The sequence below is a fragment of the Spirosoma pollinicola genome (genome assembly GCF_002831565.1).
GTDB classification, from domain to species: domain Bacteria; phylum Bacteroidota; class Bacteroidia; order Cytophagales; family Spirosomataceae; genus Spirosoma; species Spirosoma pollinicola.
Map to the genome: position 1 here is coordinate 2,289,851 of NZ_CP025096.1, position 11,740 is coordinate 2,301,590.

The 11,740-nt window shown below is 46.4% G+C and carries 11 protein-coding genes and 1 pseudogene; 4 read left to right on the plus strand and 8 right to left on the minus strand.

The window, feature by feature from the left end; genetic code table 11:
• Window positions 1-125 precede the first annotated feature (125 nt).
• The 7 genes from CWM47_RS38065 to CWM47_RS09765 all read right to left on the minus strand — a co-directional run bounded on the left by CWM47_RS38065 (window position 126) and on the right by CWM47_RS09765 (window position 4,960).
• Window positions 126-407, minus strand: coding sequence for a hypothetical protein (locus tag CWM47_RS38065; RefSeq protein ID WP_157815926.1), 282 nt, complete (start codon window positions 405-407; stop codon window positions 126-128).
• Between the two features lie 32 nt (window positions 408-439).
• Complete coding sequence (locus tag CWM47_RS09740; protein ID WP_100987793.1) at window positions 440-793, minus strand: hypothetical protein; 354 nt, start codon at window positions 791-793, stop codon at window positions 440-442.
• Window positions 794-1,270: 477 nt separating this feature from the next.
• On the minus strand, window positions 1,271-1,486 hold the full coding sequence (locus CWM47_RS38070; protein WP_157815927.1) for a hypothetical protein: 216 nt from the start codon (window positions 1,484-1,486) through the stop codon (window positions 1,271-1,273).
• Complete coding sequence (locus CWM47_RS09745; protein ID WP_100987794.1) at window positions 1,487-1,762, minus strand: carboxypeptidase-like regulatory domain-containing protein; 276 nt, start codon at window positions 1,760-1,762, stop codon at window positions 1,487-1,489.
• Between the two features lie 62 nt (window positions 1,763-1,824).
• A complete protein-coding gene (locus tag CWM47_RS40645; RefSeq protein WP_100987795.1) occupies window positions 1,825-2,763 on the minus strand; it encodes a M23 family metallopeptidase in 939 nt (312 codons plus the stop codon).
• A 378-nt stretch (window positions 2,764-3,141) separates the two neighbouring features.
• Window positions 3,142-4,062, minus strand: coding sequence for a helix-turn-helix domain-containing protein (locus CWM47_RS09760; protein ID WP_100987796.1), 921 nt, complete (start codon window positions 4,060-4,062; stop codon window positions 3,142-3,144).
• Between the two features lie 61 nt (window positions 4,063-4,123).
• The gene (locus CWM47_RS09765) at window positions 4,124-4,960 is read right to left on the minus strand and encodes an SDR family NAD(P)-dependent oxidoreductase (protein ID WP_100987797.1); all 837 of its coding nucleotides are present in this window, start codon (window positions 4,958-4,960) and stop codon (window positions 4,124-4,126) included.
• A 265-nt stretch (window positions 4,961-5,225) separates the two neighbouring features.
• Here CWM47_RS09765 and CWM47_RS09770 point away from each other — a divergent pair, with 265 nt between their 5' ends.
• The 4 genes and pseudogenes from CWM47_RS09770 (at window position 5,226) to CWM47_RS09785 (ending at window position 9,965) form a co-directional block, all read left to right on the plus strand.
• Complete coding sequence (locus CWM47_RS09770) at window positions 5,226-6,038, plus strand: SDR family oxidoreductase (protein WP_100987798.1); 813 nt, start codon at window positions 5,226-5,228, stop codon at window positions 6,036-6,038.
• Between the two features lie 60 nt (window positions 6,039-6,098).
• Window positions 6,099-7,019, plus strand: coding sequence for a helix-turn-helix domain-containing protein (locus CWM47_RS09775; RefSeq protein ID WP_100987799.1), 921 nt, complete (start codon window positions 6,099-6,101; stop codon window positions 7,017-7,019).
• 1,293 nt (window positions 7,020-8,312) lie between these two features.
• A pseudogene (locus CWM47_RS40650) lies at window positions 8,313-9,171 on the plus strand (IS982 family transposase).
• A gap of 8 nt (window positions 9,172-9,179) precedes the next feature.
• The gene (locus CWM47_RS09785; RefSeq protein ID WP_100987801.1) at window positions 9,180-9,965 is read left to right on the plus strand and encodes a CHAT domain-containing protein; all 786 of its coding nucleotides are present in this window, start codon (window positions 9,180-9,182) and stop codon (window positions 9,963-9,965) included.
• Between the two features lie 240 nt (window positions 9,966-10,205).
• Here CWM47_RS09785 and CWM47_RS09790 read toward each other — a convergent pair whose 3' ends face one another.
• Complete coding sequence (locus tag CWM47_RS09790) at window positions 10,206-11,654, minus strand: transposase (protein ID WP_100987802.1); 1,449 nt, start codon at window positions 11,652-11,654, stop codon at window positions 10,206-10,208.
• Window positions 11,655-11,740 lie beyond the last annotated feature (86 nt).

Genomic DNA, 11,740 nt, shown 5'->3' on the forward strand with positions numbered 1-11,740 from the left:
CTTCAGGAAATAGACGATTTAAGCGATTGCGAGGATATGCATCCCCATTTTATCAGCCTGCTTAGCCAAAAACAGTACATTAAGGTAGCCAGGCCTAGCATCAATAATGACCAACCTAGAATTGCTCAAACTCTCGGCATGGGGCCAGCCATTATCACGTCTTTGACAAGGGGTAACAGCGCTACGCACAGACCCGTTGTGGCAAAGACTGATACGAATGATGCCCCTTTAAGTACCCCTAGCATCAAAGCCGACATCAGACCTAAGCTAATGGAGCCAACTACACTTAGCACGCCTGAACGATACGTCCCAATGGACAGGATAACCCAGCCAACCATGATGGCTCCAGACAGGCTAGAAACAACGTGGAAAGCGCCATACGAGTCGACAACGGCCTTGGTGGCCAATGACAGATTTTGCCCCTTGACTAACTGAAAGACTAAATGATTGATGCCATAGTGGAAAGTTCGTGCAAATCAAATAACCCCAGCATCACCATTGTTCCCCCCCAGCGTTCCCAAGCCGGTTCTTTTTGCCCAACCAGTTTCGCTAAGGTGACTATCGCTGGCCATAAGACGATAGTACCCGCCAGAAAAAGACTGTAAGCAGTCGTAACTTGAGCTGGGTGCTGATCAAAGGCCTTAAGTTGTTGGGGAAAGAAAAAATCAAAATGGAGTAGCAGCAGTTGGGAGAGCACTAATAGAAGTGGGGCACCAATCATGGAAATTCCCCCAATCCAACGATCAGGGAACCAAAAAGGAGTTGGTTCGAGAAGCAGAATTTTGTGTAGCATACTTTCTTTCTACAACAACCTTATTGCAATACAAGGTATTGTGCAATGCATACTACCCAAATAGTTTAATTTGCATTTAAATGTCAATCACAGATTTCCTGGACTCTAATCTACAGTTGCATATTCTCAGTAAATCCTGGTTCCATTGAGCTATCAAATACATATCAGGCGTGAATTCTTTGGTTATTTGTCAGCGATCTTGACTGGCTTCTTTTGAATAAAAACCAGGTCCAAGTAAACGCGAGGAGAAGGTTAAACAGGGACTCTGTTGACAGCTTTCCCAAGCCTTGACCCACTCAAACGATAACAAAATATTATTCGCTAAGACCAGATTGTAAGGGCTTAAGCCTACCTCAACCCACCCGGATTTAAGCTTAGTGATGGTCAGTAGACTCTTGGTCAATAGTTCATGGACTACACTACCCCGTTCCAATTGCCTCACATGCACACGCAACAACAACGAATCATAGCTACTCATTACCAAATAGACCCAGGCACTCCATACAATCCTGGGTGTTTTGCCCAACGAGAGGGTGTGCCTCGTTCGCCACCTGTACCGGCATGACGCCAGCCCGTAGTTATCTTTTTGGCTTCGGCTTTAGACCCATAGTCACTGCTGTGGGCGGTTGATTTAACATTAACTTCCGCTAACTCGATTGGGTTGTTTTTGAGCGGGATAGTTGACGAAGTCACTTATTTAAACTTACTGACGAGTAGTGTGACTGCTTGATAACCGATCACTGATATACAAACGATATCGGTACTACTGGCCCGATTTAGGTTTGTACTGAAGTTTCCTTCCTCATTCGTAATCACGCCTAACGGTGAGTTTTTAACCCCAATTTGGGCATATACAAGTGGCTGCTTGGTGGCTTCGTCCATGACACTTCCGGTAATCATTTTCCCGCTGGCAACGCGGGGAAGATCCAGTAGTAAAGAATAGATATACAGAAGAAAGGTTCTGAGCATTTTGCAGCAGTTCAATGGTTGTATACGTTGATGTATGATAGGCTACGACACCGGGAATGCCCTTATTTTACGTGACTCTTCTGCCACTTCTTTACTTCCCGTTTGCTCATTTCTTGTTCGATAACGGATTCAGGGTGCTCAGACAGGTAGGGCTTTCTGGACTCTAAACGGTTGGCTTTCTGCTCATCCTTAAGCCAGAATCGAACCGGCACATAGGCCCAGTACTGCTTCTCATCGGTCGGCTGACCGTTTTTGATGACAGGCGCTTCGTAATTATAATGCACCGCCAATCGCACGTGTGGCCCATAATCGTAGTTTTCGCCCCCTACGATACCCAGTGGGGTTCCCGCTTCGACAAACTGACCCGGCCTGACGAAAATACTTTGGGGGCGGAAAACGGTATAGGTGCCAAAACTACAGTCGGCATGGTTGATCTCGACCATGTTGTCGTCGCGGTTAAAGCCCAGATGCGTTCCCATGGGGGCGGCATCACTGCGTACGGCTGATACCGTTCCCCGGCGGGCGGCAAATACGGTGTCTCCGCTGTTCATTTTAATAGCCAGCGCATACCAGTCTTTGGGTTCTTGCTGGCCAGCGAATTGTTTACCCAGATAGGCTAATTGGATGGCACTAACCTGTTTGCCCGGGCTCGTCGGTAGCAGATACACCAGGGCCGTATCGACTTTAGGCCGCTGACAGCCCTTTATGGATCTGACATTATACTGAAACGAGGTGGCTTGATTGGGTTGGGGTTGCAGCTTAAACAGCGACTGCTGCCCCGGTCTGACGTCGGTCTGATAAGGTAAGGTTGCCGAGGACCGAAGGCCGGTCAATTGGGTGAATGTAATGGTAATTGTGTAGGGACAGAATCCGTTATTACGACAGGAAAACGTATATACTCCCGAGTTGTCTTTTTCATAAAATACTTCAATGGGCGATTGGGCGTTGGCCCTAACGAAAAGCAAAAAGGTTAAGCCGATGAATGTTAGTAGACGCAACATGACAAGACTGGAATAACTGATAGTATCTTTCTTGCTTTTTTCTATAAAAGACTGTTCTATGATCGAACTTTAGCCAAAGTACTAAATTTTAAGCTAGATACGGCCTATAGATCGGATCACAAATCGCTCCTCCTTAATACAAACGAATATTCGTCATATGCAGGCATTTTAAATGGAGCGTGTAATGGGAGGGCCTGTTTTAATAACTGTTAACGACTATCCGTAGCATACGACGGTCAACTTTTTTCAGGACGATACATCGCGGCAAAACGACAGGAACCTTTCATGGTTACCCGCAGCGATCGCTGCGTTGCCCTCTTCAAAGATCGCTTTAATTTTTTCTTCCATGAAAATTAGCCGGTTCTGTTCTGGTGTGTATCAGTTAAATGATTGCCTATATTCCAGAGGGGACGTTTGTGTTTTATTTTTAAAAAGTCGATTGAACGATTGAGTATGGCCAAACCCCAGTTGGTAAGCAATCTCACCGACCGTCAGCTCGGTGGTCGTCAGTAGATCTTTAGCCTTCTCAAGCACATGATTATGAATGTACTGCTGGGCGTTTTGTCCGCTCATCGAACGGAGTAAATCACTTAAATAAGTAGGGGATAAATTGAGTTGTTCAGCCACATAGTGCACTGTTGGCAATCCGCGTTCAGATAAGGCTTCATCACTAAAATACATTGTTAGCAAGGCTTCTAACTTGACTAATAGCGACTGGTTAGCGGTTTTACGAGTAATGAACTGTCGGCCATAAAATCGGTCGCAGTAGTTGAGTAAGAGTTGAATCTGGGAGGTAATGACGTCCTGACTGTGTTGATCAATTGCAGAACTGTACTCCTCCTTAATGGTGCCGATAAGGAAGTCCAGCACAGTTTCTTCCTTTTTCGATAAGTGCAGGGCTTCGCTGACGGCGTAGGAAAAGAACCCGTATTCACGCATATGTTTGGCGACCGGATATCCCTGGATAAAATCAGGATGGACGACCAGCCACCAACCCGATAATTTCAGCCCATCAGCAATGTCGGTGGTGACAACCTGGCCAGGTGAAAAGAAGGTCATGACCCCTTCGTCAAAATCGTACGAGTTTTGCCCGTACATCATCTTACCCTGAAAATCTTTCTTGAGGGCAATACAGTAAAAATGATAGCGTATGCTGCGCAGTTTCTGGTCAGAGAAACAGGTGATGTCCGAAAAATCAATCACGCTCACCAGGGGGTGTTCCGGTTTGCTTAATTTCAGCAGCCGGTGCAGTTCGGATATTGACTTGATCGAGTAGGGGTTTATCGTTTCTTTTTTCATAACGCTAAAAGGTTGCCAGTAAAACCGGGACAAGCCCGTCTTGGGGCTTGTCCCGGATGAATTAATTGAAATCGGTCGATAGCGTAATCGGCTTCCAGTCCTCGATTTCCTGTTTTTCCAGTTGCCGCTTTACCATAATCAGCTGATAGGTATCAGATCCTAGTAAAAGATGTAGCGGAGGAGTAGGACTAGCTGTCAGATTAATTAGCACGTTAACAAGTTTCTCGGGGTCACCAGCCTGGGTGCCACTATAGCTCCGCCACATGGCTTCGGCTTTGTCCAGGCCGTATACCTCAATCTTGTTCTTAGCAAACGTCATTGATCCCTCATCCATGAAGTTGGTTCGGAACTGACCCGGTGCCACTACGGTCACGTTAATGCCAAAGGATTTAGTTTCTTCAGCCAGGGCTTCGGAAATGCCGATCAGGGCGAACTTGGCCGCATTGTAACTGGCCGCATTGGCAAACCCAACATAACCCGCGTTGGAGGAGATGTTGATGAAGTGGCCCGAGCCCTGGACCCGCCAGTAGGGCATTGTGGCCCGAATGACGTTGACGGGTCCGAAGAGGTTAACATCCACCGTTTGGCGGAATTCAGCGTCGGTCGTTTCTTCCATACTGCCCACCAGGCAATAGCCAGCGTTGTTAACGACCACATCCAGCCGACCGAAGCGGTTAATGCTTTGCCTAATCGCGTCTTTGACGCTTTGGTCGCTGGTTAAATCAACCGTCAGGGCCAATAGATTGGTCGTCGGTTGGTCCGTCAACGCATCGAGCAGGGTAGCTTTATTGCGGGTAGTGGCGGCCACCTGATGGCCGGTGATCAATAACCGTTTTAGCAGTGATAGGCCCATGCCCCTGGACGCGCCGGTGATGAACCAGATTTTTTGGTTGTTCATATCGTTGTCTTCGTTGATACAGCAAAGGTCTGGCTCTGGCCTGGTTGATGTTTAACCAAACCACGGATTGTTGGAGCCACATTGAGAATTTTTACGCTGGTTTAGTACTTCTGACAGGCAAATGCACACTGGCTTTATGTCTACCGGAAGGTAGCCCGTTCAGGTAGGGTCGTTTACCAGTTTGGCTACAAGATTCTCCAGTTTCACTACAGGTAGCCGCCGTTTAAGCATGAGCTTTGCTTCACGAAAAAACAATGTGAAAGACATGACAAAGACGATTTTTATTACGGGCGGTTCGACAGGCATAGGGAAGGCAACAGCAAAACTATTTGCGGCAAACGGCTGGACTGTGATCGCGACCATGCGCAGGCCGGAGGTTGAAAAAGAACTGAACCAATTGCCCAATGTAACCCTGATGCCACTGGATGTAACGGACAGAGAACAGATTAAAGAAACCACTCAGAAAGCACTGGCTCTGGGCGATATTGATGTGGTGTTCAACAACGCAGGCTACGCATTAATGGGCGCCCTCGAAGCCATTTCCGATGAACAACTGGTACGCCAGATGGAAACTAATTTCCTTGGTGTTGTGCGCGTTACTCAGGCATTCATCCCTTACTTCCGGGAGAAGAAAAGCGGACTTTTTATCACTACAGGCTCATTGGCTGGCTTAGTCGGCTTTCCGGTTAGTTCGATGTATGATGCCAGTAAATGGGCGTTGGAAGGCTGGAGCGAAAGCCTTTCATTTGAATTAAACGAATTTGGTATCGGTATCAAAACCATAGAGCCCGGTTTGGTAGCGACCGAAATTGGAACCGGTTCGGTGATTGCGTCCCATCCGGCTTACGAACCATTGCTGACTAAGTTTCTGGCTGCCACCACGCCTGACAAAACGGTTTCTACAGCCGAGCAGATTGCCGAAGTGGTATACGAGGCCGCTACGGACGGCAAAAACATATTGCGTTACGTATGTGGCGAAGATGCAAAAACCATGTACGCCCAACGCCTGGCTGTAGGGGACGAGGCTTTCAGAGCAGGCATTAAACAACTGCTGGCTGGAGCGAACCTGGAATTTTAGGCACTACGTTGATTGTTGTCTATTGGTAAAAATGCAGTGTGATACTAACTCAATGCAGGTATGAATGGAGAACCCGGAAATAAGCCAATCCACTACCAGTCCATCTCAGAAATGCAGCGGGCTTTCGGTTTACCGCAGCCTTTGCATCCGCTGATAAGCCTGTTGGACTATAGCAAGGTGCAGATCACCAGTGAGATGCTGGCAGCTACCTTTGCGATGGGCTTCTACAACATTACATACAACGAATCCGCCGGTTGCCGCATGCGCTATGGACATACCACCTATGACTTCAATGAAGGCGGTATGTTCTTCACCTCGCCCGGGCAGCCGTTAGCCGGGTTTCAAAGTCCGGATTCCAGTTCAGGGTTCACCTTGCTGGTACATCCCGATTTTCTCAGGCATTATCCGCTGGATGCTACAATCAAAACCTATGGTTTTTTCTCTTATTCCGTCGCCGAATCGCTACACCTCTCCGAAAAGGAAAAGACGATCATTACCGCGATAGCTAAAAACTTAGGCGACGAGCTGGAGACAGCCATTGATACCATCAGCCAGGATATATTGATCACGCAGGTGGAGCTACTTTTAAACTACAGCCATCGCTTTTATAAGCGCCAGTTCATTACCCGCAAAACGGTACATAATGCACTACTTGAAAAACTGGATTTGCTGCTACACACCTACTTGAATGATGAGACAGCCTTGATGAACGGATTACCAACAGTTCAGTTTCTAGCGGATAAATTAAACGTTTCGCCCCGCTATTTGGGCGATATGTTACGGACGCTAACCGGGCATAACACCCAGCAACATATTCATTATAACCTCATTGAAAAAGCCAAGGAGATATTGACAATCAGTGACCTTACGGTCGGAGAAATCGCCTATCAGTTAGGTTTCGAACACCCTCAATCGTTCAGTAAATTGTTTAAATCAAAAACGAATATGACTCCGCTGGAGTTTAGAGCGACCTATAATTGATGTTTTAGAAGATAACAGGTCCCTGAGGAATACCTGTTTATTGAGTCTTACCTACTTTGTGTAATCCGCTTTGCGATTTGCCCTATATTCGTTGCGTATCGCGGATTGGGATAGGGTGATCCCAATAATTTAGTATTGACTAAGCGCCTGAATTTTGGACAGTTACTAAATCCTTAACTGTCCGGATTTTGGGCGAATCTTATCCACCCGTTTCAGATTTAAACAGGGAAATTGGGCAATTACAGTGAGCGATCCCACCCGTCTCCTCCGGCCGATGCTGATTCGTCCCGTCAATTCAGTGATTTATCAGCCAGGTGTGTCTTATCCTGATATAGGTCGTATGGTCGGACAAGCCAAAACAGAAGTACTTTGGTCATCTGATCGTTATCAATGATTCAGCTAATCGGACGATATAACAGAAGATTCTCAAAAAGTACGGATGGCCTTGTGATAATGAGTCAAGAAAATTATCTACCAAAGAATGGCATATTGCTTGGCGCTCACGGTCAAATTTTGAATCATTGAGCGAATTCTGTTCTTCTATCATCCAGATGCATATCAGTGCTATTGAAGACCAGATTGCGCTTGTAAATAAAGCACGTAGCAAGTGAAGCTATTTGTTTTATAAGCTATGTGGCTATTGCAAACGTCTGAAATAGGTGTAATGGCCCTGAATTAGTTGCCGCTTCCAATCCGTTTTACATATCAAAAATTGCTCACTTAGTAGCTATATTCATGGCCCTGTTGACTTTTGCAACAACCACATCACTTATACAACAAGTAGCAGTAAAGCACCTGTTTAGCACTCCGCTTTCAATTCCTAGCCATGCCAATTTCCAAGAAAGCTGTTGTGTTAATAAAGTATCCGTTAGCTCTGCTGACTAGTATACTTCTATCTACTTGTTTTCCTAAACTACCGGGGCCCTGTTATGACTGCCAAATAGTAGAAACCATTCAACTCACCAACCAATCATTAAGTAAAAGCAGTACTGCTTACGAAGAAGTATGCGACTCATTAGAAGCGGTGAAGTTTGTTAAGAATAACACCTTCGCCAAGACTATTTCAATAGGCATAATCGATCAGCAAGAGGTTTATAGTATTCGTATTCGTTTTGCAACCTGTACCAAAAAGTAGAGCTTTTTATTGACCGAATTAAGATTTATTATGAATAACTGATCATCTAGTTAATTAATCTAAGTTGTATGAAAGCAGATTAATATGGGCACAAAAAAGACACAGCCAAAAGCAAGCGTACCTTTGAGGTGCGAAAACATTAGTAACCTGCTCTGGCTATGTCTGAAAAAGTATTGGCAATTTACTGCTTTTTGCCCGGCGGCCGGTGCCGATGATTTTTTCCTCGAAACGGCCCGTCATGGTTCCATCAAACCACAGGCGAAACTCAAAGTGCCTGATAGTATTGTGTTGACCACCGCCATTATATCGGCCCGTTTCTTCGGAGGTAATCAAGCCTCGGCCATGCTGTACATGGCCGATAAACAAGGCGTTGTTATGCTTGAAAAATCCGCTTTTAACCGTCGGTTGCATCGATTGGCTACAACCCTGAGTGTACTGTTCTACTATCTGGCGGATTTTTTCAAGGCCCTCAATTTGAGTAATCAATATTTGATTGATTCGTTTCCAGTGGCCGTTTGTGATAACATCCGTATCAGTCGATCTCGATTGGTAGAAGGAGAGGAATACCGCGGTAAAAGCGCGTCGAAGAGACGGTTCTTTTTCGGGTTTCGAGTTCAGTTGATCACTACGGTCGATAAACAACCCGTACAGTTTTTCATTCTGCCTGGCTCGTATGTGGATGTAACGGCCCTTCAACTGATGCACCTGAACTTGCCAGAGGGCAGTGAAGTGTAGGGCGATGCGGGCTATACGGATTATGAACAGGATGACCTTTACCTTGATTGTGAAGGCATTAGTCTGAAGATTCAGCGAAAAAGCAACAGCCACCGACCGAATCAGGTTTGGGAGAATACTTACGAAAAAGGGCTTCGCCAGCGGATTGAGCAGGCCTTTAGTCACATCACAATGCGGTTCTCTAAGAAGATTCATGCCGTTACCGAAGCGGGTTTTCTGATTAAAACCGTGTTGTTTCTATTGGCTTATTCACTCGAAGCAAACTTGTGTCATACAACTTAGATTAGTTAGTGAACCAATATGCGTTCAGCTATACCTATTCGATGCAGGGCCTACTAAAAGGCCCACCGGTCCACCAAGCGAACTATGCCTTTCTGGGGATAGCTCCTGTCCAGTTTGACGACATTGTGGTTCGCCGTGACTCCAGGTATGTTCACAAAAGTATGCCTGGTTTGACCGGTTCGGACAATGCACTCGTCAACAGCAGCAGTCATTATAAACCAGCTGTTTTGCTCTCGGGGAACAAAGCCACTCGGTTAGCCTTCCAGGAGAATATCTCCCGGTCCACCGTAGTGCAGTTGTTTACGCATGCCGATGCGACCACTGCTCCTGACTCTACAGGTTTGGCAGAACCTACCATCTTTTTCGCAGACTCCGCCTTACGCCTGTCGGAGATACAGGCCAGCCAGCACGTCGCCACTCAATTAGTCTTACTGTTGGCCTGCAAAACAGGATTGGGAATCAACCAAAAAGGAGAAGGTGTTTTTAGCCTGGCCAGGGGACTTGCTTCGTTAGGTGTGCCTAGTATACTAACGACTTTATGGAGTGTTGAGGATAAGTCTACCTATCGGCTATCGCAACTTTTTCATGAGCAACTGGCAACGAGTTTGCCCAAGGATATCGCCCTGCAACAGGCCAAGTTGCAATTCCTTGACGAAGCATCCACCCTCGAACTGCTGCCTTCCGAATGGGCGGGTATTATCTTGATTGGTAATACGGACCCACTGACGTCCTCCAGTCCTGTGGGGCTGTGGATTATCGGCGTTCTGGTAATCAGTGGCTCTTTGGGAAGCTGATTTTTCTGGTGGAGAAAACATAGAGCCCGACAGGATCAGTCCAGCTAGGCCTTTATATAGCTCCCGTCTTAGAATACGTACGAGAAAAATGACCGTTTTATAAATTCTTATAATTACGGCAAGTGATTATTCTGTAAAAAGTAAGAAATCAATAGTGTGAAAAATACCTTCATAATGATTTAGCATAGCTAATATGTACTAAGCCTCAGTAGTTTATAGTGCTGATTAACAGCAACTCAATCAGTAGATTGTTAGATCATATGCGACGGATTGTAGTTGACAAATATTAAATTTTCGGGCCCTTGTTCCGATCAATATCGGAGGTGACTGTTGCACAACTCTTTTGGAATGAAAGAACCCTTGAAGTAACCCGTCCCATAAAGACAAAAAAGAGTCCCCTGGATGCAAAGCCAACACCTGAGTAACCACTTTAGGCCAGCGCTTGGCCAATAGCCACTTCTTGAGATTGTAGGCCGTTGCCGCCATCACCATCCGCTTGTGCGCACCCGTTTTACCTTCGCCAGGCGTCCGGCGCATCCCAAAGTAGTTCAGTAAACTACCAAAAACTGGCTCAACCACCGCACTCCGTCGCCTTTTCAGCCGCTTCCCTTTCGCACTCGTCAAACGGGCTTCCATTCGTTCATACTCTCTAACATACATGGTCACACTGAGTGATTTACGATCTCGGTTACCACAACAACTTTCCTTAATGGGACAATTTTGGCAGGCACTGAAGCTGGCAATGTAGCGGTAGTTACCATACCCACCCGCCATCTTGATACCATGATTACGTAAAATGGCCCCTTGAGGGCAGCGGTATTGATCCTTCTCCGGTTCATATGTAAAGGGATCTCGAACTGGAATGTAACGCCCAAATAAAGGGATGTACGCTTCGATTTGACGATGCTCTAAGGCGGCATAATTTTCTCCTGAGCTAAAGCCGGCATCGGCCAGCACACACCGAAATGGTAAGTTCAACCTTGACAAACGAGTGCGGGTTCGATCGACTATGTTGAGCAAATGGCGTGAATCTTTCTGGTCAGCGGAATCGGCCTGAATATGGGTAATCACATGGTGGGCACAATCGACGGCCATACTAGCCAGGTAATAGAGCCGAAAGGCCTTGTTCGGTTTGGTGGCTAAGCAAGCCTGCGGATCGTTAGGGCTATAATAAACCCGATTATTACGAGTCACTTTCTTGGGATTGATATATTGTTTCGTCTTATCAAAAGACACCCGATCCGAAGCCTCAATCAGTGGCTGCTCATTTTTCTCCAATGTCCACTTTGCCAGCGGCTTAGCTTCTAACTTATCTAGGGAAGCATTGGCCTCCACAAAAGCCGCATCGATGGCTTGGGTGTGCCCATCGACCAGCCCTAGCTCAACACAGTGGGTTAACACACACTGGAAGCACTGTTCGAAGACACTTTCGGGTAAGCGCTGCCGAGTGCGAATAATAGCCCGATCCGACGTAAGGTTTTCCAAATGCCCCACCAGCATTAATTTGAAGAAAACAACCGGATCAATCGATTGTCGCCCGCATTTGCCGTAGAAGGGCTGGACAACTTGATATAGAAAGGATAAATCAATGGCGTGTTTTAAGCGTCGATATAGATTCTGCTGGGGTACACATTGGTCGAGTAGCAGAGGATGGCCTTGTTTTGGAGCGGGGTGTTTTGTTCCTACCATACGTCAAGATAGGCATCTTCCTCAACATAAGGCTATTAGCGTTGTGCAACAGTCACGACCCTTTTATTGGACGAAGATATTAGTAG